The organism is Mesorhizobium sp. RIZ17 (assembly GCF_051127865.1).
GTDB lineage: Bacteria > Pseudomonadota > Alphaproteobacteria > Rhizobiales > Rhizobiaceae > Mesorhizobium > Mesorhizobium humile.
On sequence record NZ_CP147861.1, the window covers coordinates 2,802,869 to 2,828,646 of the forward strand.

Below are 25,778 nucleotides of genomic sequence, written 5' to 3' on the forward strand. Positions count from 1 at the left end.
CGTTAAGTCGACCAGGATCAATAGATCTTGGAGAACTTCTCGATGTTGGTCTTGTCGAACTGGAAGGGCGGAGCCATCGCGGCCGAGTTGGTGTCGTCGAGCGTCACCTTGCCGACGCGGCCGATCGACAGCGTGGCGCCGGGCTTCGCCTCTTCCTTCTTCACCGCCAGGTCATGGGCGAGATAGATCGCCGAATAGCCGAGATCGATCGGGTTCCACAGCGCAACCGCCTGGCTGGCGCCATTGTCGATGAACTTCTTGAACTCCGACGGCAGGGCGAGGCCGGTGACGTTGACCTTGCCGATCAGGTTCTCGTCGGTGACGACCTGCGCAGCCGCTACAACACCAACTGTGGTCGGCGCGATGATCGCCTTGAGGTTCGGGTAGGACTTCAACAGGCCCTTGGCTTCGTCGGTGCTCTTGGCCGAGTCGTCATCGCCATAGACGGTGGCGACCAGCTTGATCTTCGGGAACTTCTCCGGCAGCACTTTCTTGGCCGCTTCGATCCAGGCGTTCTGGTTCGTCGCCGTCGAGGAGGCCGACAGGATCGCGACGTCGCCGCCTTCCGGCAGGTAGTCGGCGGCGAGCTTGATGATGGTCTCGCCGATCAGGCCGGTGTCGGACGGATTGAGGTGGAGCTGGCGGCCTTCCTTGGCGACGCCGGAATCCCATGAGATGACGGTGATGCCGCGCTCCATCGCCTTCTTCAGCACCGGCACCAGCGCGTCGGCGTCATTGGCCGAAACGGCGATCGCGTTGACCTTCTGCGCGATCAGCGAATTGATCACTTCGATCTGCGCTTCGGCGGTCGCCTTGGTCGGGCCGGTGTAGATGACGTCGACATCGCCCAGTTCCTTGGCCGCTTCCTCGGCGCCCTTGTTGGCGGCGTCGAAGAAGCCGTTGCCGAGCGACTTCACCACCAGCGCGATCTTGACGTTCTCGGCATAGGCGGCATTCACGAACATGGCGGCGGAAAAGGCCGCCGTGACCAGCAGTTTCTTCAAAAAGCTCATCGAATATCCTCCCTTGAGCGTTGCATTCCATCGCCGCTGCGGGCGTGAGTTTCCCTCAGGCCTGCAGTGAAGATTCTTCCTTCTCGCTTGACTGTCTGCGGGCGACGATCAGCGCCACGCCCGCCGTTTCCAGCATCTTGGCCTCGCGGTCCTCGATGCCATCGTCGGTGATCACGGTCGCGATGCGCGACAGCCCGCACAGGATCAGGCTGGAGCGCATGCGGAATTTCGAGGAATCGACCAGCACCACCAATTCGTCGGCCTGGTCGATCAGCTTCTGCTCGGCCTGGATCAGCAGCGGGTCGCCTTCCATCAGCCCGAGCGGGCCCAACCCTTGCGCGCCCATGAACATGCGACGCGCATAGAAGTTGCGCGTCACGTCATTGTCGAAGGGCGACAGGATGATGTTCTGCTCGCGGTAGATTGTGCCCCCCGACAGCATCACCGTGTTCTTGGAGTGCTTGAGCAGATGCTCGGCGATCGGGAACGAATTGGTGAAGATCGGCATGCGGCGTCCGGTCAGGAAATGCACCATCTGGAACGTGGTGGTGCCGCCATTGATGATGATCGGCTCGCCGTCCGTGCAAAGGTTGACCGCTTCCCGCGCGATCGCCCGCTTCTGCGCGGCGTTCAGCGTCTCGTTGACGGAGAAGGGCCGGCCGGCAAGGCCGATGAACTGCGGCGGCGAGATCGCCTCGGCGCCGCCCCGCACTCGGCGAAGGCGCTTCTGGACATGCAGCGCCGCGATATCGCGCCGGATCGTCGCTTCGGAGGAGTCCGTCAGCTCGACCATCTCCTGCACCGTCACCACAGGCTTTTCCTGGACGGCGGACAGAATGATCCTGTGGCGCTCTTTCTCGTGCATGGTTCCTCCCTGCCCAGGCATCAGGCCTTAGAAAACGCGCAGTGTCAATCATTTCCGATCAAATATTTTCATTGTGCAGTGCAATATGATCGATATTGATCGTTTGTGATTGACAAGTGCGGCGCTTGCGTAGACATTCCCGGCGAGAAATGAGGGGCGCGGCGTTCGCGCTCCAAGGGAGGATACCTATGCTCGACAAGCGCTCCGGCTCGCGCCTCGCCAATCTGTGGGACGATGCAAAAGCCGAGGGGATGAGCGGTCCCGAGCTCCTGGTCTATCGCTCGAACACGCTAGGATCCGACAAGCGCGTCACCAACTATGGCGGCGGCAACACCTCGTCGAAGGTCCGGCAGAAGGACCCGCTCACCGGCGAGGACGTCGAGGTCCTGTGGGTCAAGGGCTCCGGCGGCGACAGCGCCTCGATCAAGCTTGACGGTTTCGCTACGCTCTACATGGACAAGTTGCGCGCCATCAAAGCTCTTTATCGCGGCGTCGAGCATGAGGACGAGATGGTGGGCTACCTGCCCCACTGCACCTTCAACCTCAATCCGCGCGCGGCCTCGATCGACACGCCGCTGCACGCTTACGTGCCGAAGCCTTGCGTGGACCACATGCATCCAGACGCCATCATCGCGGTCGCGGCGGCCAAGGATTCTAAGGCGATCACGAAGGAGATCTTCGGCGACGCCATCGGCTGGCTGCCCTGGAAGCGACCGGGCTTCGAGCTTGGCCTATGGCTGGAGAAATTCTGCCTCGAAAACCCCGACGCCAGGGGCGTCGTGCTCGAAAGCCATGGCCTGTTCACCTGGGGCGACACGCCGAAGGAATGCTACGAAACGACGATCTCGGTGATCAACCAGGCGATCGAATGGTTCGAGCGTCGGTCGGAAGGCGTGGCAATCTTCGGCGGTGAAGCGGTCAAGTCGCTCGATGCTCCGGCGCGCCGCGCCATCGCGGCCAAGCTGATGCCAAGGATCCGCGGCCTGATCTCTGAAAAGAGCCACAAGCTCGGCCATTTCGACGATCAGCCCGCCGTGCTCGAATTCGTGAACTCCAAGGACCTGCGACCGCTGGCGGCGCTCGGCACCTCATGCCCCGACCACTTCCTGCGCACCAAGATCCGGCCGCTGGTGATCGAGTTCGATCCGGCAAAGCCCGATATCGACGCCGTCATCGCGCGGCTCGCCGACGACATTGCCGAATACCGCGTCGGCTACCAGGCCTATTACGACAGCTGCAAGCATCCGGACTCGCCGGCCATCCGCGATCCCAACGCCGTGGTCTATCTGATGCCCGGCGTCGGCATGTTCACCTTCGCCGGCGACAAGGCGACGGCGCGCATCTCCGGCGAGTTCTACGTCAACGCCATCAACGTCATGCGTGGCGCCTCGACGGTCTCGTCCTATGTCGGCCTGCCGGCGCAGGAAGCCTTCGACATTGAATACTGGCAGCTCGAGGAGGCCAAGCTGCAGCGCCTGCCGAAGCCGAAGGCGCTGGCCGGCCAGATCGCGCTGGTCACCGGCGGCGCCGGCGGCATCGGCCGCGCCACCGCCAACCGGCTGCTGCGCGAAGGCGCCTGCGTTGTGCTCGCCGATATCGACGAAGCGGCATTGGCCAGCGCCAATGAAGAGCTGTCGAAGGCGTTCGGAAGAGACTTCGTCCGTCCAGTGCGGATCGATGTCACCTCCGAGGACCAGGTGCTTTCCGGCTTTGCCGAGACTTCGGTCGAGTTCGGCGGCATCGACATCCTCGTCTCCAATGCCGGCCTCGCCTCCTCGGCGCCGATCGAGGAGACGACACTGGCCTTGTGGAACAAGAACATGGACATCCTGTCCACTGGCTATTTCCTGGTTTCGCGCGAGGCCTTCCGGCTGTTCCGCGCCCAGAAGATCGGCGGCAATGTCGTCTTCGTCGCCTCCAAGAACGGGCTCGCCGCTTCGCCGAATGCGTCCGCTTATTGCACAGCCAAGGCGGCTGAGATCCACCTTGCCCGCTGCCTCGCGCTGGAAGGCGCGGAAGCGCAGATCAGGGTCAACGTCGTCAATCCGGACGCCGTGCTGCGCGGCTCCAAGATCTGGACCGGCGAGTGGAAGGAACAGCGCGCCGCGGCCTACAAGATGTCGACCGACGATCTTGAGGAACACTACCGCTCGCGCTCGATGCTGAAGCGCTCGGTCTTCCCGGAAGACATCGCCGAAGCGATCTACTTCTTCGCCTCTGGCATGTCGGCCAAGTCGACCGGCAACATCGTCAACGTCGACGCCGGCAACGCGCAAAGCTTCACGCGCTAAGCGCGCTTTCCCTTCTCCCCGTTCAACGGGGAGAAGGTGCCGCAGGCGGATGAGGGGCAGCGCCAGCCGAACGAGTTCTGGGAGGAATTGCATGTCCGAAACGATCATCTCGGCCGACCTCGTCGCCAGCCACAACGCCGCGCGCAAACCCGACCTCGAGCGCGACTACGCCTCCCTCGGCGAACGCCTCGACCGCCGTGGCATCGCCATCGACGCGATCCGCGACAAGGTCGAAAAGTTCGGCGTGGCGATCCCGTCCTGGGGCGTCGGCACCGGCGGCACGCGCTTTGCCCGTTTCCCCGGCGCCGGCGAGCCGCGCGACATCTTCGACAAGATCGAGGATTGCGCCGTCATCAGCCAGCTGACGCAGGCCACACCTACCGTCTCGCTGCACATTCCCTGGGACAAGGCCGATCCGAACCGGCTGAAGCAGGCGGCCTTGCGCTTCGGCCTCGGCTTCGACGCGATGAACTCGAATACCTTCTCCGACGCGAAGGATCAGGAACGCTCCTACAAGTTCGGCTCGCTGTCACACGCCGATGCCGGCACGCGCCATCAGGCGGTCGAGCATAATCTCGAATGCATAGAGATCGGCAGGACGCTGGGCTCCAAGGCGCTGACGGTGTGGATCGGCGACGGCTCGAACTTCCCCGGTCAGGTCAATTTCGCAAGAGCCTTCGAACGCTATCTCGATGCCATGCGCGAAATCTATGCCGGACTGCCCGACGACTGGCGGCTGTTCACCGAGCACAAGATGTACGAACCGGCTTTCTATTCGACGGTCGTGCAGGACTGGGGCACCAACTACATCATCGCCAGGGAACTCGGCGACAAGGCCTTCTGCCTGGTTGACCTCGGCCATCACGCGCCCAACGTCAACATCGAGATGATCGTGTCGCGGCTGATCCAGTTCGGCAAGCTCGGCGGCTTCCACTTCAACGATTCGAAATATGGTGACGACGACCTCGACGCCGGGTCCATCGATCCCTACCGGCTGTTCCTCGTCTTCAACGAGCTGGTCGACGCCGAGCTTTCGGGCGCCAAGGGCTTCAACCCCGCCCATATGCTCGACCAGAGCCACAACGTCACCGACCCGATCGAAAGCCTGATGCTGTCGGCGGTCGAGGTGCAGCGCGCCTATGCGCAGGCGCTGCTGGTCGACCGCAAGGCGCTTGAGGGTTTTCAGGACGCCAATGATGCGCTGATGGCGACGCAGACTTTGAAAGCTGCCTACCGCACCGACGTCGAGCCGATCCTCGCCATGGCGAGGCTGAGGACCGGCGGCGCCGTCGATCCCGTCGCTGCCTATCGTGAGGCCGGTTACCGGGCCAAGGTCGCGGCGGAACGGCCGGCGGTTGCGGGCGGTGGCGGCGGCATCGTCTGATAGGCCGAGCCAGGCCCCCTCATCCGACCGCTGCGCGGCCACCTTCTCCCCCAGGGGAGAAGAGGTCAACACCGTCGCAAGCTCCTCTCCCCGGGGGAGAGGTCGGATTGCCCGAATTGCCCTTGCAATTCGACTTGGCAATCCGGGTGAGGGGGTCTCTCTCGCTGCTTCAATTATTATTGGACTAATTCGCCCTGACGGTCTTTCCTAGGCGTCCCCAACGCCAGGAGCACCGCCATGCCCTTGACTCGTCGGACGCTGATCGGCGTCATCCTTTCGCTCGCAATTACCCTCACGCCATCGACCATCGCCTTCGCCGCTTCACCGGCGCCCGCCAAGGGTGAGCACGGCATGGTGGTGACCGCCCAGCATCTCGCCACCGAAGTCGGCGTCGACGTGCTGAAGAAAGGCGGCAACGCGGTCGATGCCGCTGTCGCGGTCGGCTACGCGCTTGCCGTGGTCTATCCCAATGCCGGCAATATAGGCGGCGGCGGCTTCATGACCGTGCGCATGAAGGACGGCCGCACGACCTTCCTCGATTTCCGCGAGCGCGCGCCGCTCGCCGCCACCAAGACCATGTATCTCGACAAGGACGGCAATCCGGTGAAGGGCGCCAGCCTCGACGGCTATCTCGCCGTCGGCGTGCCGGGCTCGGTGGCCGGTTTCGAGATGGCGCGTGAGAAATACGGCACTCTCTCAAGACAGGATCTGATGGCGCCGGCAATCGCCTACGCCAAAGACGGCTTCGTGCTCAACCAGGGCGACGCGGCTTCCTTTGCCGGCAGCGCCGCGCGGCTGGCGAAGGATCCCGCGGCCGCCGCCATCTTCCTGAAAAAGGACGGCAAGCCCTATGGTATCGGCGAGAAGCTCGTTCAGCCGGACCTTGCCACCTCGCTTTCGGCGATCTCGGAAAAGGGGCCGGACGCCTTCTACAAAGGGTCGATCGCCGATGCCATCGTCAAGGCGAGCGGCGCCAAGGGCGGCGTCCTCGCCAAGGGCGATTTCGAGCAATATGCCGTGCGCGAGCTGAAGCCTGTGACCTGCTCCTATCGCGGCTACGAGATCATCTCCTCGCCGCCGCCGAGCTCCGGTGGCGTCATCATCTGCGAAATCCTCAACGTGCTGGAAGGCTATCCGCTCGACTATCTCGGCTCGGGTTCCGCCGAGACAGTCCATGTCATGGTCGAGGCCATGCGCCATGCCTATGTCGACCGCAACTCGGCGCTGGGCGACCCGGATTTCGTCGACAACCCGGTCTCGAAGCTGCTCGATAAGGCTTACGCGAAAGACATCCGCGACAAGATCGATCCGTTCCGCGCCGGCGTGTCGAAGGACCTGATGCCGAAAGGCTTCGGCGAGTCGAAGGAAACCACTCACTATTCGATCATCGACAATGACGGCAACGCCGTCGCGGTCACCTATACGCTGAACGGCTCCTTCGGCGCCGGCGTCGTCGCCGATGGCACCGGCATCCTGCTCAACAACGAGATGGACGACTTCACCCAGAAGCCCGGCGTACCGAACCTGTATGGCCTAGTTCAGGGCGAGGCGAATGCCATCCAGCCGAAGAAGACGCCTTTATCCTCGATGAGCCCGACGATCGTCACGAGGGACGGCAAGCCGTTCATGGTCATAGGCAGTCCGGGCGGTTCGCGCATCATCACCATCACGCTGGAGGCGATCGTCAACGTCATCGACCACGGCATGGACATCCAGCAGGCGATCGACGCGCCGCGCATCCATCATCAATGGCTGCCGGACACGGTCTATGTCGAGCCTTTCGGGCTTTCGCCGGACACGGAGCGGCTGCTTGCCGGCATGGGCTATCATCTCGATCTGAGCGACCAGACCTGGGGGCAGGCCGCCGGCATTCTGGTCGGCGGCAAGAGCCTCGGCGAAATCGAGAAGGGTGGCGGCGCGCGCTACAACGGCGCCATCGACAGCCGCGCGGCAGCAGGCGAAGCCTTGGGGTATTGATCGGGCCTATGCCGAGGTCAGGTCACCAGCGTGATGGTCGAAGCGATCAGCATCACGGCGGCGATGGCCACGAACAGCGCATAGATGCGCGGCCGGTCGAGCAGCAGCGCATTGCCCGAGATCCAGGCAGCCGTGGCGCCGCCAAGCGCGAACAGGAAGCCGTTGCGGTGGCCGAACGACATGGAGGCGGCCATCAGGCCGCCGATGATCAGCGCGCCGAAGACGATGATGACGGCGACCGCGTATTTCTCGAAATCATTGCCGCCGCCCATCGCCGGCCCCATCGCATTGAGATTGGGCAGGTCGTCCGGGTCGAAAGGGTTGGTCGAGCCGTATTCGTCTTGACCGAGGGATTCGCGCATTATTCGTTCTCCGCTGGGCGGCAACAAACCATCAACGCCTGCCGAGCGCAACCCGGCAACGCCGCCGCGGCGATGCGTTCGCCGCCCGGCTGATGCCCGAGTGCCACGGTTTCCCGGTCGATTTCAACGGCGGAAGCTGCGTTGCGGTTCCCTGAGCATGATGCCGAAAAGTGTGAAGCGGTTTTCGGACGACATCATGCTCCGTCTCTGGCCTTGACCTACCTGGAAAAATCGCTGCGCACGATGCCGTGCCGCTGCAGCTTGTCGTAGAAGGTCTTGCGCGGAATGCCGAGCGCCTCGATGGTGCGGCGCACGTCGCCGTCATTGCGACCAAGTGTCTCGCGGATGATTTCGGCTTCGTAACGATCGAGCCGTTCAGGCAAGGGCATGGAGGTGTCGATCTCCATTGCCGCGGGGGAAAACGCAGCGGCAACATCGTCCAGCCCGAGCACGAAGCGTTCGGCGAAATGGGCGAGTTCGCGCACATTGCCGGGCCAGTCATGGTCGCCGAGATGGCGCCGGATCGCGGCGGAGATCGCGGGCACAGGGCGCCGGAAGCGGGCGGCAGCACGCTCGGCGAAGTAACCGAACAACAGCGGCACGTCGTCCCGCCGCTCGCGCAGCGGCGGGATCGAAAGCGTCACCACATTGAGCCGGTAGTAGAGATCCTCGCGGAAATTGCCGCGCTGGCTGGCGTTGCCGAGATCGACCTTGGCGGCGGCAACGACGCGCAGGTCAACCGGTCGCACCTCATTGGTGCCGAGCGGCGTCACCTCACGCATTTCGAGCACGCGCAGCATCTGCACCTGCGTCGAGGCCGGCATGCTTTCGATCTCGTCGAGGAACAGCGTGCCGCCGCTTGAATGCTCGATACGGCCGACGCGCTTCTTCTGTGCGCCGGTGAAGGCGCCGGCTTCATGGCCGAACAATTCGCTCTCGATGACCGTCTCCGGCAGCGTGCCGCAGTTCAACGCGACGAAATTGCCCTTGGCGCGTCGGCTCCAGCGGTGCAGCAGGCCAGCCACCACCTCCTTGCCGGAGCCGGTCTCGCCGGTCACCAGCACGTCGACATCGGTGTCGGCGATCTGCCGCAGCGTTCGGCGCAGCCGCTCCATGGCCGGCGTCTGGCCGATCAGCGGCAATCCTTCCTGGGCCTGCTCGGCCGCCTCGCGCAAGGCGCGGTTTTCCATCACTAGGCGGCGTTTCTCGGCGGCACGGGCAACGCTCTGCGCCAGCCGCTCAGTGGCGAAAGGCTTGGTGATGAAGTCGTAGGCGCCGTCCTTGATCGCCTTGACGGCCATCGCGATATCGCCATGGCCGGTGACCAGGATCACGGGAATATCGGGGTCGAGTTGCAAGACGCGGTCGAAAAGCTGCAGTCCGTCGATCTCCGGCATGCGGATGTCCGACACCACCACCCCGGCGAAATTCCTGTCGAGCGCCGCCAGCGCTTCGCTCGCTACCGCGTGGGCCGACACCGCAAAGCCGGCAAGCTCCAGCGTCTGCCTTGTCGCCTTGAGCAGATCGCTGTCGTCATCGATCAGGATGACCGGTGCTGAATCGTGATTGGTCATGCTGCGCCGGCTTTCGACAGATGGATGGTGAAGCGTGTGCCCTGGCCGCTGCTCGAAACCTCGATGCGCCCGCCATAGTCGGCGACGATGTCCTTGGAGATGACGAGGCCGAGCCCGAGGCCTTTTTCCTTGGAGGTGTTGAAGGGCGTGAACAGCGACTTCAGGATCGCGGGCGGGATGCCCGGGCCGTTGTCCAAGACCATGAGCGCGACGTCATCGCCGGCCGCAGTCGCCGAAACCTCGACTTTCGCGTCGTCGCGGCCGTCGAGCGCCTCCAGCGCGTTCTGGAACAGGTTGATCAGCACCTGCTCCAGCCGCAGCCGGTTGCCCATCACCTTCAGCGCCGGCGGCGGCAGCGTGATCGTCAGCGCATCCAGCCGGCCGGCGAAGCGGCTCCTGAGCAGCACCACGGCGCCTTCGATCACGCCGCGCAGCTCCACCGGCTCGGCCGCTGTGCGGCCCTTGCGAGCGAAGGCTTTCAGCTCCTCGGTGATCGAGCCGATGCGCTCGGTCAGCGCGGCGATGGCGCCAAGGTTCTCCTCGGCTGAGGCGCTCTGCTTGCGTTCGAGGAAGACGCGGGCATTGTCGGCATAGGCGCGGATCGTCGCCACCGGCTGGTTGATCTCATGCGCGACACCGGCGGCGACCTGGCCGAGCGTTGCAAGCCGGTTGGCCTGCACCAGCTCCTGCTGCATTACCTGCAGCCTGGCTTCGGTGCTGCGGTGGTCGACGATCTCGGCCTGCAGCCGGTCGCGCGCCAGGCTCAGATCCTGCGTGCGCTCGACGACGCGGCGCTCGAGCTCGGCGCGCGCGGCCTGTTCGGCGGCAATCCGCATCTGCCCGGATTGCCGCCGCCACAACAGATAGGCGGCAAAGGCGATGAGCGGCACGAGGACGCCCAGCACCAGGAGCCGCATTTCGCGCTGCGCCGCCGCGACCGGTGCTTCGGCGGGAACGAGATAGTCGAGGCGCCAGGGCGTCGACGGCACGGCGGTCGACAGCCGCAGGTATTCGGCGTCGCTGCCGCCAGGCGTGATGGCATGGACAAGCGCGACATCGGGGCTGAGCGGTTGTGGCTTCGTGATCGGCAAGGCCACCAGCGGCGCATCGCCGAATTGCTGGCTGGCGCGGATGTCGGCCGTGACCGGAGCAGCCAGCGGCGCGACCGTCATGAAGCGCCAGGAAGGGACGCTGGTGATCAGCACCACGCCATGCGCATCGCTGACATAGGCCGGCCGGTTCGCCTCGCGCCAGTCGGACTCGAGCTGGTCGAATTCCATCTTGACCACGACGACGCCGAGCGGCCCCGAAGCGCCGTCGACGCGGCGCGAGATGTAGAGACCGGGGCGTTTGCTGACATTGCCGAGCGCGAAATATTCGGCCGTGCCGGTTTCCATCGCGCCCGAGAAATAGGCGCGAAAACCATAGTCGTTGCCGACGAAGCTCACTGGCTCGCGCCAGTTGCTGGAGGCGATCGCCAGACCGTCCGTGCCGGTGACATAGAGCACCGAGGCTTTGGTGCCCGACACCAGTCCTTCAAGCTTGCGGTTCAAGACATCGATCGATGCGGGGCTGCGCTCGCTTAGCGCGTCATGCACCTGTTGGTCTTCCGATAGCAGCAGCGGCAGCGCGCGCGGGTTTTCCAGCACCGCGCGCAGCAGCGCGACCTTGAGGTTGGCGTCGGTGCGCCCTTGGGTGGTCAAAGCCTCTATCTCGGTCGAGCGGCCGTAGAGCCCGGCACCGTAGAGCGCCGCGAGCACGATCAGCAGCGCCACCGCCGCGAACAGCAGCCAGGCACGACGCGCCCGCCCGGCAAGCAGTTCGGGCGTCGGGGCGAGGGCAGCGGCAGGGCGTTGCAGCATGCCGCATCTGTGCATGATTTCGCACAAAGCGCAATTCGACCTATGCGGATAATCGCACTGATGCCGCTGAAAAGATACGTAGAAGATCGAAAAAGCCAGAAAAATCAACGAAGCGGAACGCCGGGCGCAATCTGGCACGCCCATTGCAAACACATCTGAAGCAGCCGCGAGGCTGTGGAGGTCAACTGCCCCCTGGGAGGTCGAGCGTTCTCGATCGGGGGCCGAACGGAGGACATCATGCAGACAGCAATCGCTGCCGCCGAACCGCGCGGCAAGGTTCCCTTTTACCGGCATCTCTATGTGCAGGTCCTGGTGGCGATCGCCGCCGGCATCCTGCTTGGACATTTCTACCCCGACCTGGGCGCCTCGCTGAAGCCGCTTGGCGATGCTTTCATCAAGCTGGTCAAGATGGTCATCGCGCCGGTGATCTTCCTCACCGTGGCGACCGGCATTGCCGGTGTTTCCGACCTGCACAAGGTCGGCCGCGTCGCCGGCAAGGCGATGATCTATTTCCTCGTCTTCTCGACATTGGCGCTCGTCGTCGGTCTCGTCGTGTCGAACGTCATCCAGCCCGGCGCCGGCATGCACATCAATCCCGCGACCCTCGATCCCTCGAAGGTTTCAACCTTCACCGAGAAGGCGCATGACACTTCGATCGTCGGCTTCCTGATGAACATCATCCCCGACACCATCACCGGCGCTTTCGCCCAGGGCGACATCCTGCAGGTGCTGTTCTTCTCGGTGCTGTTCGGCATAGCGCTGGCGCTGGTCGGCGAGCGTGGCCGCCCAGTCGTCGATTTCCTGCAGGCGCTGACCGCCCCGGTCTTCCGCCTCGTCGCCATCCTGATGAAGGCAGCCCCCATCGGCGCCTTCGGCGCCATGGCCTTCACCGTCGGCAAATATGGCATCGGCTCGATCGCCAACCTCGCCATGCTGATCGGCACCTTCTATCTGACGTCGCTGCTCTTCGTGCTCGTCGTTCTCGGCACCGTGGCATGGTACAACGGCTTCTCCATCCTGGCGCTGATCCGCTACATCAAGGAGGAACTGCTTCTGGTGCTCGGCACCTCGTCGTCCGAGGCGGCACTTCCCGGCTTGATGGCCAAGATGGAGCGCGCCGGCTGCAACCGTTCGGTCGTCGGTCTCGTCATTCCGACCGGTTATTCCTTCAACCTCGACGGCACCAACATCTACATGACGCTGGCGGCCCTGTTTATCGCCCAGGCGACCGACACGCCGCTTACCTTCGGCGACCAGATCCTGCTCCTGCTCGTCGCCATGCTGAGCTCCAAGGGTGCTGCCGGCATCACCGGCGCCGGCTTCATCACGCTGGCCGCCACGCTCTCGGTCGTGCCCTCGGTGCCCGTCGCCGGCATGGCGCTGATCCTCGGCGTCGACCGCTTCATGTCGGAATGCCGCGCGCTCACCAACTTCGTCGGCAACGCCGTGGCGACAATCGTCGTGGCGCGCTGGGAAGGCGAGCTCGACCAGAAGCAATTCGCCGCTGCCATGGCTGGCCAGTTGCCGGAGGAGGCCGACCTTGCGCTGTCGGGCGGCCTGCAGCCCGCCTGATCACCCGCATCCTCCCGATGCGCAGCAGGTCGCGGCAGTCGCCGCGGCCTGTTCTTTTTGTCGGCCGCCGCATAGGCTGCGCGAGCCGGATTCTCGGCAAAACATTCAGCCGAGAGGGTGGTCGATGAGCAGCGCGTATCCCGAGATCTATCTTGTTCGCCATGGCGAGACAGAGTGGAGCGCCTCGGGCAGGCATACCGGCCGCACCGACATCCCGCTGACAGCGAGAGGCGAGGAGGCGGCGCGCGGCGTCGCCGATCGGCTCAAGGGGCTGACTTTCCAGGCGGTCTGGTCGAGCCCCTCGCAGCGCGCCTTCGACACTTGTCGGCTCGCCGGCTTCGGCGCGCGCGCGGTCAAGAAGCCGGATCTGCAGGAATGGGACTATGGCGCTTACGAAGGCGTGACGACCAAGGAGATCCTGTCGAAGCGCCCTGGCTGGCAGTTGTTTCGCGACGGCTGCCCAGACGGCGAGACGGCGGCCGACGTCGGCGCCCGCGCCGACGCCGTCATCGCCGGGCTGCGCGCGGTGGCCGGCAATGTGCTGATCTTCTCCAGCTCGCATTTCCTGCGTGTCTTCGCATCGCGCTGGGTCGGCCTGCCGCCGGAGGGTGGCGAGCATTTCGTGCTCGATACCGCCAGCCTCAGCATCCTCGGCTACGAGCACGATTTGACCGAGCCGGTGATCCGGCGGTGGAACCAGAAGTAGTCCTGCTGGATGGCAGCACAGTTGCCTCTGGAGATTGGGCGAAACCCCGCAGCCTCGTCACTCTAGGGCGGAGCAAGGAGCGAAGCGACGCGGCGCAGACCCTAGAATCCATGCCGTTACCTATACGCGTTGCGGCGGTCCAGAACGATCCCTGTCTTACGCCGTCTTTACTCCGTGCGCGAGGTCACGGCATGGATCCTCGGGTCTGCGCGTCCGCTTCGCTCCCGCTCCGCCGTGGATGGCGAAGTTCGGGGGCGCACCCATTAAGCAACAAGTATCGCCAGCTCCTCGGCGGTAAGGTGCCGCGCCTGACCCTTGGCAAGTTCGCCCAGCTGCAGACCGCCGATCGCCACCCTGATCAGCCGCAGCACCTCGATGTCGAAAGCGCCGAGCAGCCTGCGGATCTGGCGGTTGCGGCCCTCGTCGAGCACGATCTCCAGCCAAGCTGTCCGCCCGCCGCTGCGCAACAGCGCGATCGAGCTTGCGGCGAGCAACTCGCCGTCGACGACCGCTCCTTGGCGAAATCGCTCCAGCATCGCCTCGTCGGGCGCGACCGCGATCTGCACATGATAGGTCTTGGCGACATGCGAGGCAGGGTCGAGCAAACCGTTCGCCCAGCGCGTGTCGTTGCTCATCAAAAGCAGGCCTTCGCTCGCCTTGTCGAGGCGGCCGACGGGCGATACGAAGGGCAGGTCGAGCCCTTCCAGGCAGTCATAGACGGTGCCGCGGCCTTCCGGGTCATCGCGGGTCGTGACCAGCCCGCGCGGCTTGTTGAGCATCAGATAGACCTTGCGCTCGGCAACGATGCGCTCGCCGTCGACGGTGATGCGGTCACGGTCGGGATCGATGCGCAGCAAGGCATCGCGCACCGTCTTGCCGCCGACCTGTACCCGCCCCTCGGCGACGAGACGCTCGGCCTGCGTGCGCGAGCAGAAGCCAAGCTTGGAGAGCGCTCGGCTGAGGCTGACCTTTGGGGTTGCTGATCGTCGGTCGGGTTGGCGTGCCACGGTCTTTGTCTTCGAACTTTCTCAAAACGCCGCAACCGATGCCACGCTCGGCGAGATTAGTGCAAGCGGCTCCATTGCCCGGTTCGGGTCGCCAATTTCACTCCTGCGGCGCGCTCAGCCGTCGGTAGGGGATGCCGTCGAACGTTGCCGTCACGAAGCTCTTGACCGACATCTTGCGCTTGCGTCCGTCGCTGCAGGCGTAAAGCGGCCAGCCGGCCTCGCTGCACTCGCTGGCCACGCAGATGCGGCCCAGGCAGTTGCCTGTGGTCAGCCGGAAGCCGCCCTTGCCGGCAAAGCCCTGCAGCAGGCTGCCATCCGCCGAGCGCCATGTCCGCTGCTGGAATTCAGGCCGCAAAGCCAGAGGTTCGAGAGGCGCGGCGAGGTCGGCTGTGCCGGCAACTCCGGCGAGCAGCAGGCGATAGCGCGCCATTCCGGTCGTATAGGCGGTCACGAGGTCGGATTCGCCCGAGTAAGTCGTTGCCAGCTCGTCGCCGTCGAGCAGGTGAGACGCTCGCTCGCTCGCCTCTGTCGGTCCCATCAGGGCAACCAGGGCAACAAGGGCCAGGCAAGCGCGCGACATCTCGATTTCCAGCAGCCATGCATATCCGGGCGTGCCAGCGCCCCCGGCTGCCTGCCTTACCATCTCGCCGATTGGCCTCCGGCGCAAGATCAGCCGTGGCTTCCCATCCGCGCCAGGCATCGAGCCTGGTCGCGGGGCCGCCCAAGCTCTTCGTAGCGGCCGGCCGCCTCCTCGAAGGCGGCGAGCGCGCGCACTTCCTTGTCCTGTGCCCGCCGTTGCACGCCCCGCGCTTCCCAAAGGGCGGCCGCCCAGGGTCCGCCTTGCCACATGCCGGCGATGCGTTCGGCGTCGTTCAGGCGGCGTTCGACCTGTTCCAGGTCGCCTGACTCGGCAAGCGCGATCGCCGAGGCGGTGCGCAACGCCATCGAGCATGGCTGGCAGGCGCCCGGCGTCAACAGCCTGTCGCCGGCGAGGATCTCCTCGGCCACCATTTTCGGCGTCGATGCCGCCCGCACCGCCAGCGCCTGCATGCGCATGATGAGATGCGGCGAAAGCCAGGAACGCTCGGCATCGGTGAGGCCGCGCTGGATCAGGCGGCTGGCTCGCCATTTCTGACCGCGCTCCAGGGCGATCTCGGCCAACCGCTCGATCGCCAGCACGCGGCCGGCAACCGCGTCCGCCTCGAGGAGCAGTCGCTCGGCCTCGGTGAGGAATTGCTCGGCTTTGTCGAGCTCGCCCGAAAACAACGCCGCCTCTCCGAGGAGCAGGCAGGCGAGACCGCGTCCGGCGTTCGATTCCGCCTCCTCGGCGACAGCGAGCAGTTCCTCGGCCAGCCCCGCGACTTCGGCATGGCCTTTGGCGCTGCACAGACAGAACTCGGACAGGCACAGATGTCCATCGAAGACATGTTGCACGAAGGCCGGCTTGGCGCGGACCCACTCGATGAATTCGGACCGGAACAGCTGCGGCCATCGCGCCTGCATCATCGAGGCAAGTCCCAGCAGTGCGCTCGCCTCGCCGACCTCGCGCGGCAAATTGGCGCCCAGCGCGAGATCGCGTGTCTGCCGCGCGATCTGGCTCGCCTTGTCGAACTCGCCGCTCTGCAGGTGCACCAGGCCCCAGGCGAGCGAGGTGCGGATGCGCTCCGAGGGGCTGACTGTCTCCGTGCCTGAGAGCGCCAGCGCCTTCTCGTAGAGCGCGATGGTCGCGGCGCTCGGCCCGACGCCGAGTTCGGCATGCAAATTGTCGCGAAGCTGGTTGAACTGGCGGATTGCCTCGACGCGGTTGCCGGCATCGAGCGCGGCCTGCATCAGCGCGCATTGTGCCTGCTCGTCGGCCGGGTCGAGCGCGATGAGCCGCTGCCACAAGCCGCCGGCGCGCAACAGGTCGCTGTAGCGTTGCTGTATCTGCGCGCGGGGAGTGTCGAGCCATTCGACGAAAAGATCATCGGGCAAAAGCCTGCCGCCATAGAGGTCGGCCGCCTGTTCGAAAGTGCTTTTGTCGCCGCCTCGGAGCGCCGCTTTCGCGGCCGCCTCGAAGTTTTCGCTATCGATGTCGAGCTCCGCATCCGGTGCAAGCGCGATGATGTCGTTGCCGATCTCGATGAGTTCATGGGCGCCGAGCGCGCGGCGCGCGAAATGGACGGCTTTGCGCAGGCTCCCGCCGGCCGCTTCCGGGTCGGCGTCGGGCCAGAACGTCTCCATCACTTGCTCGCGGTGCATGCGATGCGCGGGCTTCAGCGCCAGCAGCTTGACCAGCGCGGCGGCGCGGTCGCGTCGCCAGTCGCCCCCCGGTATCGCCCGGCCGTCGACACTGACGGCGAAGCGGCCGAGCAGATGGATCGAAACGCGCATCAAAGCACCATCCGCAAGAAGGAGAGCCGGCGCCGAAGCCATCACCAGCCGGCGGTGGTCGGGGAACGCTGGCGGAACATAGATTTCCTAATATGCCTGCGCAATCAAATTCCAACCGGAAAGGAAATGACCATGTCACTCCGTATCGCAGACATCGCCCCCGACTTCACCGCCGACACCACGCAAGGCCCGATCTCCTTCCACGAGTGGCTGGGCAAGGACTGGGGCATCCTGTTCTCGCATCCCAAGGACTACACGCCGGTCTGCACCACCGAGCTCGGATACATGGCGCGCCTCAAGCCCGAGTTCGACAAGCGCGGCGTCAAGGTCATCGGCCTGTCCGTCGACCCGGTCGAGAAGCATGCCGGCTGGGCGAAGGACATCGCCGAGACGCAAGGCATGGCGCCGAACTTCCCGATGATCGGCGACCCGACGCTCGCCGTCTCGCAGCTCTACGACATGCTTCCGGCCTCGGCCGGCAACAGCGCCGACGGTCGCACCGCCGCGGACAATCAGACGGTGCGCAACGTCTACGTCATCGGCCCCGACAAGAAGATCAAGCTCGTCATATCCTACCCGATGACGACGGGCCGCAACTTCGACGAGGTGCTGCGCGTCGTGGACTCCCTCCAGCTGACGGCCAAGCATCGCCTGGCGACTCCCGTCAACTGGAAGCCCGGCGACGACGTCATCATCGCGGGTTCGGTGTCGAACGATGAAGCAAAGCAGCTCTATCCGCAGGGCTGGAAGGAACCGAAGCCCTATATCCGCATCGTGCCGCAGCCTGTGCTGACCTGACAGGTCGGGCATCGAGGTTTTAGGCGACGGGCATCGGCGGCGAGGGCGTGAGAGACACATCCTCGCCGCCACACAACGGAAAGACAGTGAGCAAAATCAATCCGGCGCATCGGCATGGCGCCAAGAGGTGGGGAACCGAGATGAGCACTGCTAACAAACCGCGCATCGTCGTCCTGGGTGCAGGCTTTGGCGGCCTCGAACTGACGACGCTGCTGTCCGAGGCGATGGGCGACGGCGTCGACGTCACGCTCATCGACAAGAGCGACGCCTTCGTGTTCGGCTTTTCGAAGCTCGACGTGATGTTCGGCCTGAAGGCGGCGGAGGCGGTCCGCTTGCCCTACAACCGCTACGCCAAGCCCGGAGTGAAACTGCTGAAGCGCACCATCACCGCGATCGATGCGGAGAGGCGCCGGGTCACCACCGACGACGGTGTCTACGATGCCGATTACCTGATTGTCGCGCTTGGCGCTGAATATGATTTCGACGCCACGCCTGGGCTGTCGGGCACCAACGAGTTCTACACGGTTGCCGGCGCGGAGCGGCTGCGCGACGTGCTGCCGAGCTTCAAGAAGGGCAGGGCGATGGTCGGCGTCTGCGGCGCGCCCTACAAATGCCCGCCGGCCCCAAGCGAATGCGTGCTGATGCTGCATGACTACCTGATGCGAAAGGGCGTGCGCGAGGCCTGCGAGATATCGCTGGTGCTGCCGCTCGGCAGCCCGGTGCCGCCGTCGCCCGATACCTCGAAGGCGCTGCTTGCGGCTTTCGCCGAGCGCGGCATCAAGTTCATCCCCAGCCGTCGCGTCGCCTCGGTCGACAATACCCGAAACATGGCAATGCTCGACGACGGCACCGAAATGCCGTTCGACCTTTTCCTAGGCGTGCCCAAACATCGCGTGCCGCCGGTCGTGCTGGAAAGCGGCATGTCGGAGAACGGCTGGATCCCGGTCAACCCGCGCACGCTCGAAACGAAGTACCGGAATGTCTACGCGGTCGGTGACGGCGCCAACACCGGGACGCCGAAGGCCGGCGTGTTCGCCGAAGGTGCCGCGCGCGCCGTCGCCTCAGCACTCATCGCCAAGCTGCGTGGCAGCGGAAACGGCACGCTCTATGACGGCTTCGGCACCTGCTACATCGAATTCGGCGGCGGCCGCATCGGCAAGGTCGAGGTCGATTTCTTTTCGGGCCCTGCGCCAACCGGCAACTACCATGAGCCCTCGGTGGCGCTACGCGCCGACAAGGAAAAGTTCGGCTCGAGTCGACGGTCGCGTTGGTTCGGCTCGTGAGCCGGTGAAAACTGAAATCGTGGGCGGCACGGGGCGCAGCCGCCAGGAAGGCGGCGCGCGACAAATCTGGAGGCGATCCGCGGATCGCCTCAGCTGTTGGCGGCTGGCGGCAGCTCGAACAGGGTGGCGCCGTTCTCCCGTCCGCGGTCGACATAGCCGATCACGCGGAACCATTTTGCGACGTCGGGCCTGTCCAGCCAGCTGCGCGAATGTATGGGAAGGTTGCCGGCAAGCGCCTGGACATGGCGGATGTGGCGCTTGCAGAAGCGGACCGTCGCAGCGTTGAAGAAATCCTCCCGCGCGGCAAAGAGCGTATCGGCGGCGTCCGCGTGCTCATGCCAGGCGATGATCGCCACCGTCCTGTCGTCCTGAGCGAGCGCATGCGCCCGGCCTTCCTTCAGGTTCATCATCAGATTGTCATAGGCGCTTTTGCTGTCCTTGCCGGCCGCCACATATTCGTCCGACATTCGCTTGGACAGGCCACGGAACACATCTTCCAGGTCGCCGACCGTCGCCGCGCGTGCTCTCATTTCTCCTCCTGACAGCCCGCTGGCAGTTTGCCCCACCGAAGGAGGATTACCAAGAAAACCAAATCCTCAATGGCGCCAATGCGCAAAATCTCATTCCACCTTGACCGGTCCGTTCCCTGACCGCGCTCGCATATAAGCATTGGCTTGAGATCGCATTTGCGCTGTCGGATACTGGTGGCCTTCTGGGCCCTCCGGCCCGCATCGTTCCCTAAGGCGGCCATGATCGACCTGATTGAAACATATACGAGGCGGCCTTCGTCCCGGAGCGATGGAGCGCGGTGCTCCAGCCTTTGGCCTCACTGCCGCCCTAGTGGCCGGGATTGCATTGGAGCGGTGGAAGAAAGCGTATCGTTGAATTCGTCGCCGGTCTGCCATAAAAGGCGCAAGTTCTCGACCGGCCTGAGGCTGCAGCGTTAGGGGTGTGCATGACGTCGAGCAGGCCGATCCTGATCACCGGCGCAGCCGGTTTCATAGGTTTTCACCTTTGCCACAGGCTGCTTGCCGAAGGCCGGCAGGTCGTCGGCCTCGATTCCATGAGCGAGTATTACGACGTCGCGCTGAAGCAGGCGCGGCTCGAGCGGCTGAAGGCGTTCCCGAATTTTCGCTTCGAGCACGCCGATCTCGCCGACCGCGATGGCATCTCGGGGGTCTTTGCGTCGGTCGCGCCGGAGATCGTCGTCAACCTCGCCGCCCAGGCGGGCGTCCGCTACTCGCTGGTCAATCCGCATGTCTATGTGCAAAGCAATCTCAACGGCTTCCTCAACATCCTGGAAGGATGCCGGCAGGCCTCGGTCGGCCATCTCGTCTATGCGTCGTCGAGCTCGATCTATGGCGGCAGCACGCGCATGCCGTTCTCGGTGCATGATTCCGCCGACCATCCCCTCAGCCTCTATGCCGCCAGCAAGAAAGCAAACGAGCTGATGGCCCACACCTACAGCCATCTTTTCGGGCTGCCGACGACGGGCCTGCGCTTCTTCACCGTCTACGGTCCGTGGGGACGGCCCGACATGGCCTTGTTCATCTTCACCAAGGCCATCCTCGCCGGCCAGCCGATCGACGTTTTCAACCACGGCAACATGCAGCGGGACTTCACCTACATCGACGACATCGTCGAGGGGGTGATCCGTGTCATGCAGCATCCCGCGACGCCCAACCCCGATTGGACAAGCGCAGCACCCGATCCCGCGACAAGCACCGCGCCATTCAGGATCCACAACATCGGCGACAGCTCGCCCGTCGAGCTCAACCGGCTGATCGAGGTGCTGGAAGACGCGCTTGGGCGCAAGGCGATCCGCAACCTGATGCCGCTGCAGCCGGGCGACGTGCTTGCGACCTATGCCGACGTCACCTCGCTTGAAGAGGTGATAGGCTTCAAGCCCAGGATCCCGATCGAGGTCGGCGTCCAGCGCTTCGTGGAATGGTACCGGGATTTCTACCAGGTCTGATCGAGCTCCTGCGACGAGCTACTGGCGGTCGGGTGTTGACGCTTGCCTGTCGATCCAGAGCGCGATCAGCGTGCAGGCGGCGCCCGAAAGCAGGTAGGCGCCGGCCGCGATGAGGCCGAAATTGCCGGCCAGGAGCAGCGCGGCGAGCGGCGCGAAGCCGGCGCCGAACATCCAGGCAAGGTCCGACGTCACGGCCGAGCCGGTATAACGGTGCCGGCGCGAGAAGCTCGACGCCACGACGCCCGAGGATTGTCCGAAGCTCAAGCCCAAAAGGATGAAGCCCAGCACCATGAACACCGTCTCGCCGACGGTGCCGCCATTGAGAAGCTGCGGGGCAAAGCCGCTGAATGCGGCGATGGCGACAGCGCCGCCGCCGAGCAAAGCGCGGCGTCCGACGCGATCGGCGAGTGGGCCGGATGCGACGATTGCCGCAATGCCGAACAGCGCACTCACCGCCTCGATCACCAGAAAGCGCTCCGGCCCCTCATTGGTGAACAGGAACACCCAGGACAACGGAAACACCGTCACCATGTGGAACAGCGCGAAGCTTGCCAACGGCGCGAAGGCGCCGATGACGACATTGCGGCCTTCGGTGCCGACCATGTCCCTGATGCGCGTCGGCTGCAGGTCGCCGCTTTCGTAGAGTTTCGAGAATTCGGGCGTCACGACGATGCGCAGCCGGGCGAACAGCGCCACAACATTGATGGCGAAGGCGACGAAGAAGGGATAGCGCCATCCCCAGGAGAAGAAGTCGTCGGCCGAAAGATTGGCGACGAAGAAGGCAAACAGCGAGCTTGCGACAATGAGGCCGATCGGTGCGCCGAGCTGCGGGATCATCGCATAGATGCCGCGCCGGTTTTGCGGCGCATTCAGCGCCAGGAGCGAGGGCAGTCCGTCCCATGTCCCGCCGAGCGCCAGGCCCTGCAGGAACCGCGTAAGCCCCAGCAGCCAGGCGGCGACCGCGCCGACATCTTCATAAGAGGGCAGGAACGCCATGGCGACGGTTGAGGTGCCGAGCAGGAACAGCGCGATCGTCAGCTTGGCGCCGCGGCCATAGGCGCGGTCGATCGCCATGAACAGCACCGTGCCGAACGGGCGCGCGATGAAGGCCAGCGCGAAGATGGCGAAGGAATAAAGCGTTCCGACCAGCGGGTCGAGGGTCGGGAACACCAGCTTGGGGAACACGATGACGGAAGCGATCGCATAGACGAAGAAATCAAAGAACTCCGACGTCCGGCCGATGATCACGCCGACCGCGATATCGCCCGCGCTGACCTGGCCGTGATGCGAGCCGATCAGCTTGCTATCAGTTTCGGCAGTCGAAGTCTGAGCCATCTTATCCGTCGCCACTGAGCTGCCAGGGGAGTGCGGGACGCAATTGCCGTTGTCCCATTGTGCGTTGCACACTTTCGCCAAAGCCGCGCCGACTGGGCATTGGACAAATTGTCCAATGTCGTTGCAACCCCGCCAGCGTTAGCCCTTGGTCGATACCGCATTGCAACATGAAAACCCTGCTGCACCGGGTCATCGAGGTCAACGTCTGATGAAACGATCCGGAGCCTTGCTTCTGTTTCCCCTGCTGCTCAGCGGCTGCGACCTCGTCGTGCTGTCGCCGGCGGGAGATGTCGCGGTGCAACAGCGCGACCTGCTGGTCGTCTCGACGCTGCTGATGCTGCTCATCATCGTGCCCGTGATGGCGCTGACGGTGCTGTTTGCCTGGCGCTACCGGCAATCCAGCACCACGGCGACCTACACGCCAGACTGGGACCATTCGACCAAGCTCGAGCTGGTGATCTGGGCCGCTCCCCTGCTCGTCATCATCTGCCTCGGCGCGCTCACCTGGCTCGGTACGCACCTGCTCGACCCTTATCGGCGCATCGACCGGATCGAGCCCGGACAGCCGGTCACGCAGGTACACAAGCCGCTCAGGGTCGACGTCGTCGCGCTCGACTGGAAATGGCTCTTCATCTATCCGGACTACGGCATCGCCTCCGTCAACGAACTGGCCGCGCCGGTCAATCAGCCGATCGATTTCCGCATCACTTCCTCCACGGTGATGAACTCCTTCTACATTCCCGCCCTTGCCGGGCAGATCTACGCCATGCCCGCCATGGAGACGAAACTGCATGCCGTCATCAACCGTCCGGGCAGCTACAAGGGCTTTTCGGCCAATTACAGCGGCGCCGGCTTCTCGGGCATGCACTTTGCTTTCAATGGCCTCTCCCAGGAAGCGTTCGACCAGTGGGTGGCGCAGACCAGGAGCGCGCCGGCGGCTCTGACCCGCGACACCTATCTCGAGCTCGAGCGCCCGAGCGAGAATGAGCCGGTCCGCCACTATGCCTCCGTCGATCCCGACCTCTTCGGCGCCATCCTCAACCTGTGCGTCGAGCGCGGCAAGATGTGCATGAACGAGATGATGTCGATCGACGCCAAGGGTGGTCTGGGGTTGGCCGGCGTGCGCAACACCTTGCCGCTGCAATATGACAAGCTTGCCCGGCGCGGCGCCGTGTTCGGCAGCGACCCGTCCTATGTCGCAAGCATCTGCACGGCCGAGGAAGCGGCCGCCGCCTCGCGCGCGGCCCGCGATGCCGACGCGAAATACTGGCCGTTGCGCGACCTTTCCCCGCTGCGAGGGGCAGGGCTGCTGAGCCCAGGGACAGGCAGCCGCCGCGCCGACGCCGGGACGCCGTCGCTCGGCTTGCTGCGCTTCGAATTGTGAGGAATCGCGGATGCCTGAGACGCTGACCAAATTCATCTTCGGCCGCCTCACTCTGGAGTCGTTGCCGCTGCACGAGCCGATCGTCGTCGCCACCTTTATCGCTGTGGCGCTCGGCGGCCTCGCCCTTCTCGGCGTCGTCACTTACTTCAAGCTTTGGGGCTATCTGTGGCGCGAGTGGTTCACCAGCGTCGACCACAAGAAGATCGGCATCATGTACATGGTGCTCGGCCTCGTCATGCTGCTGCGCGGCTTCTCCGACGCCATCATGATGCGCCTGCAGCAGGCGATCGCCTTCAATGGTTCCGAGGGCTATCTCAATGCCCATCACTACGACCAGATCTTCACCGCGCACGGCGTGATCATGATCTTCTTCGTGGCGATGCCTTTCGTCACCGGGCTGATGAACTTCGTCGTGCCGCTGCAGATCGGCGCGCGCGACGTCTCCTTCCCCTTCCTCAACAATTTCAGCTTCTGGATGACGGTCGGCGGCGCCATCCTGGTCATGGCCTCGCTGTTCGTCGGCGAGTTCGCCCGCACCGGCTGGCTCGCCTATCCGCCGCTCTCCGGCATCGGCTACAGTCCGGACGTCGGCGTCGATTATTACATATGGGCGCTGCAGGTGGCGGGCGTCGGCACGACGCTGTCCGGCATCAACCTGATCTGCACCATCATCAAGATGCGCGCGCCCGGCATGACGATGATGCGCATGCCCGTCTTCACCTGGACCTCACTCTGCACCAACGTGCTGATCGTGGCCTCCTTCCCGGTGCTGACGGCGGTGCTGACGCTGCTCGCGCTCGACCGCTATGTCGGCACCAACTTCTTCACCAACGACTTCGGCGGCAACCCGATGATGTATGTGAACCTCATCTGGATATGGGGTCACCCGGAGGTCTACATCCTCATCCTGCCGCTGTTCGGCGTCTTCTCCGAGGTCACCTCGACCTTCTCCGGCAAGCGCCTGTTCGGCTACACCTCCATGGTCTACGCCACGGTCGTCATCACCATCCTGTCCTATCTGGTCTGGCTGCACCACTTCTTCACCATGGGCTCCGGCGCCAGCGTTAATTCCTTCTTCGGCATCACCACGATGATCATCTCGATCCCGACCGGGGCGAAGATATTCAACTGGCTGTTCACCATGTATCGCGGCCGCATCCGCTTCGAACTGCCGATGATGTGGACGGTGGCCTTCATGCTCACCTTCGTCGTCGGCGGCATGACCGGCGTTCTGCTTGCCGTTCCGCCGGCCGACTTCGTGCTGCACAACAGCCTGTTCCTGATCGCGCATTTCCATAACGTCATCATCGGCGGCGTGCTGTTCGGCCTGTTCGCCGGCATCGCCTACTGGTGGCCCAAGGCCTTCGGCTTCAAGCTCGATCCATTCTGGGGCAAGGTCTCGTTCTGGTGCTGGGTGCTCGGCTTCTGGTTCGCCTTCATGCCGCTCTACATCCTCGGCCTTATGGGCGTGACGCGCCGCATGCGCGTCTTCGACGATCCCTCGCTGCAGATATGGTTCGTCATCGCTGCCTTCGGCGCGGTGCTGATCGCCTGCGGCATCGCCGCCTTCCTGGTCCAGATCTTCGTCTCGATCCGCAAGCGCGCGGAACTGGTCGACGTCACCGGCGATCCCTGGGACGGCCGCACGCTCGAATGGTCGACCTCCTCGCCGCCGCCGGCCTACAATTTCGCCTTCACCCCCATCATCCGCGACAACGATGCCTGGTGGGACATGAAGAAGGCGGGCTACCGGCGTCCGCTCTCCGGCTTCAAGCCGATCCATATGCCTAAAAACACCGGCACCGGCGTCATCCTCGCTGTCTTCAGCGTCGCGCTCGGTTTCGGCCTGATCTGGTACATGTGGTGGCTCGCGGCGCTGAGCTTCGTCTGCCTCATCGCCACCGCGATCGGCCACACCTTCAACTACCGCCGCGACTTCGACATCCCGGCTGCCGAGGTCGAGCAAACGGAAGAGGCGAGGACGACGCTCCTCGCCGCTGAGGGGGCCAGGGCTTGA

General features: G+C 64.4%; 20 protein-coding genes. 10 read left to right on the forward strand and 10 right to left on the reverse strand.

Annotation, left to right across the window (positions count from 1 at the left end; translation table 11 throughout):
- Nucleotides 1–17: 17 nt before the first annotated feature.
- Together rhaS and WDX12_RS13650 are read right to left on the reverse strand one after the other, a co-directional pair.
- Nucleotides 18–1,013: a rhamnose ABC transporter substrate-binding protein gene (gene rhaS, locus WDX12_RS13645; RefSeq protein WP_140647400.1), complete on the reverse strand. Its 996-nt coding sequence runs from the start codon at nucleotides 1,011–1,013 to the stop codon at nucleotides 18–20.
- A 55-nt stretch (nucleotides 1,014–1,068) separates the two neighbouring features.
- A complete protein-coding gene (locus WDX12_RS13650) occupies nucleotides 1,069–1,878 on the reverse strand; it encodes a DeoR/GlpR family DNA-binding transcription regulator (protein ID WP_320298862.1) in 810 nt (269 codons plus the stop codon).
- A gap of 188 nt (nucleotides 1,879–2,066) precedes the next feature.
- Between WDX12_RS13650 and WDX12_RS13655 the strand changes: the two genes are divergently transcribed.
- The 3 genes from WDX12_RS13655 (at nucleotide 2,067) to ggt (ending at nucleotide 7,530) form a co-directional block, all read left to right on the forward strand.
- Complete coding sequence (locus tag WDX12_RS13655; protein WP_434725213.1) at nucleotides 2,067–4,169, forward strand: bifunctional rhamnulose-1-phosphate aldolase/short-chain dehydrogenase; 2,103 nt, start codon at nucleotides 2,067–2,069, stop codon at nucleotides 4,167–4,169.
- Between the two features lie 91 nt (nucleotides 4,170–4,260).
- Nucleotides 4,261–5,553: an L-rhamnose catabolism isomerase gene (gene rhaI, locus WDX12_RS13660; RefSeq protein ID WP_434725214.1), complete on the forward strand. Its 1,293-nt coding sequence runs from the start codon at nucleotides 4,261–4,263 to the stop codon at nucleotides 5,551–5,553.
- Between the two features lie 237 nt (nucleotides 5,554–5,790).
- Nucleotides 5,791–7,530, forward strand: a complete 1,740-nt coding sequence (gene ggt / locus WDX12_RS13665) for a gamma-glutamyltransferase (RefSeq protein ID WP_434725215.1) — start codon at nucleotides 5,791–5,793, stop codon at nucleotides 7,528–7,530.
- Nucleotides 7,531–7,547: 17 nt separating this feature from the next.
- On the opposite strand, the gene WDX12_RS13670 is transcribed toward ggt, so the two are convergent.
- From WDX12_RS13670 to WDX12_RS13680, 3 genes are all read right to left on the reverse strand, one after another.
- Nucleotides 7,548–7,892 (reverse strand): hypothetical protein, encoded by a 345-nt coding sequence (locus WDX12_RS13670; RefSeq protein ID WP_320298858.1) that lies wholly within the window; start codon nucleotides 7,890–7,892, stop codon nucleotides 7,548–7,550.
- Nucleotides 7,893–8,110: 218 nt separating this feature from the next.
- Nucleotides 8,111–9,466 carry a sigma-54-dependent transcriptional regulator gene (locus WDX12_RS13675; RefSeq protein WP_434725216.1) on the reverse strand — a complete coding sequence of 452 codons (1,356 nt, stop codon included), beginning with the start codon at nucleotides 9,464–9,466 and terminating at the stop codon, nucleotides 8,111–8,113.
- Nucleotides 9,463–11,328, reverse strand: coding sequence for an ATP-binding protein (locus tag WDX12_RS13680; RefSeq protein ID WP_434725217.1), 1,866 nt, complete (start codon nucleotides 11,326–11,328; stop codon nucleotides 9,463–9,465). Before WDX12_RS13680 ends, WDX12_RS13675 begins: the two co-directional genes overlap by 4 nt.
- 237 nt (nucleotides 11,329–11,565) lie before the next feature.
- On the opposite strand from WDX12_RS13680, the gene WDX12_RS13685 reads away from it, so the two are divergent.
- Nucleotides 11,566–12,900 (forward strand): dicarboxylate/amino acid:cation symporter, encoded by a 1,335-nt coding sequence (locus WDX12_RS13685; protein ID WP_434725218.1) that lies wholly within the window; start codon nucleotides 11,566–11,568, stop codon nucleotides 12,898–12,900.
- Nucleotides 12,901–13,024: 124 nt separating this feature from the next.
- Nucleotides 13,025–13,606 carry a histidine phosphatase family protein gene (locus WDX12_RS13690; RefSeq protein ID WP_320298854.1) on the forward strand — a complete coding sequence of 194 codons (582 nt, stop codon included), beginning with the start codon at nucleotides 13,025–13,027 and terminating at the stop codon, nucleotides 13,604–13,606.
- A 263-nt stretch (nucleotides 13,607–13,869) separates the two neighbouring features.
- Here the strand turns inward: WDX12_RS13690 and WDX12_RS13695 are convergent, their stop codons facing one another.
- The 3 genes from WDX12_RS13695 to WDX12_RS13705 form a co-directional block, all read right to left on the reverse strand.
- On the reverse strand, nucleotides 13,870–14,613 hold the full coding sequence (locus tag WDX12_RS13695; protein ID WP_434725219.1) for a pseudouridine synthase: 744 nt from the start codon (nucleotides 14,611–14,613) through the stop codon (nucleotides 13,870–13,872).
- A gap of 97 nt (nucleotides 14,614–14,710) precedes the next feature.
- Entirely contained in the window at nucleotides 14,711–15,193 is a 483-nt protein-coding gene (locus WDX12_RS13700) for a hypothetical protein (RefSeq protein ID WP_320298672.1), read from the reverse strand.
- A gap of 89 nt (nucleotides 15,194–15,282) precedes the next feature.
- Complete coding sequence (locus WDX12_RS13705; protein ID WP_434725220.1) at nucleotides 15,283–16,986, reverse strand: BTAD domain-containing putative transcriptional regulator; 1,704 nt, start codon at nucleotides 16,984–16,986, stop codon at nucleotides 15,283–15,285.
- Nucleotides 16,987–17,118: 132 nt separating this feature from the next.
- Between WDX12_RS13705 and WDX12_RS13710 the strand changes: the two genes are divergently transcribed.
- Nucleotides 17,119–17,784, forward strand: coding sequence for a peroxiredoxin (locus WDX12_RS13710; RefSeq protein WP_140543785.1), 666 nt, complete (start codon nucleotides 17,119–17,121; stop codon nucleotides 17,782–17,784).
- A gap of 140 nt (nucleotides 17,785–17,924) precedes the next feature.
- Complete coding sequence (locus WDX12_RS13715; protein ID WP_434725221.1) at nucleotides 17,925–19,067, forward strand: NAD(P)/FAD-dependent oxidoreductase; 1,143 nt, start codon at nucleotides 17,925–17,927, stop codon at nucleotides 19,065–19,067.
- A gap of 89 nt (nucleotides 19,068–19,156) precedes the next feature.
- Here the strand turns inward: WDX12_RS13715 and WDX12_RS13720 are convergent, their stop codons facing one another.
- Nucleotides 19,157–19,597: a hypothetical protein gene (locus tag WDX12_RS13720; protein ID WP_434725222.1), complete on the reverse strand. Its 441-nt coding sequence runs from the start codon at nucleotides 19,595–19,597 to the stop codon at nucleotides 19,157–19,159.
- A 425-nt stretch (nucleotides 19,598–20,022) separates the two neighbouring features.
- Here WDX12_RS13720 and WDX12_RS13725 point away from each other — a divergent pair, with 425 nt between their 5' ends.
- Nucleotides 20,023–21,042, forward strand: coding sequence for an NAD-dependent epimerase (locus WDX12_RS13725; RefSeq protein ID WP_320298677.1), 1,020 nt, complete (start codon nucleotides 20,023–20,025; stop codon nucleotides 21,040–21,042).
- Between the two features lie 18 nt (nucleotides 21,043–21,060).
- On the opposite strand, the gene WDX12_RS13730 is transcribed toward WDX12_RS13725, so the two are convergent.
- Nucleotides 21,061–22,377 (reverse strand): MFS transporter, encoded by a 1,317-nt coding sequence (locus WDX12_RS13730; RefSeq protein WP_320298678.1) that lies wholly within the window; start codon nucleotides 22,375–22,377, stop codon nucleotides 21,061–21,063.
- A 208-nt stretch (nucleotides 22,378–22,585) separates the two neighbouring features.
- Between WDX12_RS13730 and cyoA the strand changes: the two genes are divergently transcribed.
- Both cyoA and cyoB read left to right on the forward strand, forming a co-directional pair.
- A complete protein-coding gene (gene cyoA / locus WDX12_RS13735; protein ID WP_434725223.1) occupies nucleotides 22,586–23,761 on the forward strand; it encodes a ubiquinol oxidase subunit II in 1,176 nt (391 codons plus the stop codon).
- Between the two features lie 10 nt (nucleotides 23,762–23,771).
- Complete coding sequence (gene cyoB / locus WDX12_RS13740) at nucleotides 23,772–25,778, forward strand: cytochrome o ubiquinol oxidase subunit I (RefSeq protein WP_434725224.1); 2,007 nt, start codon at nucleotides 23,772–23,774, stop codon at nucleotides 25,776–25,778.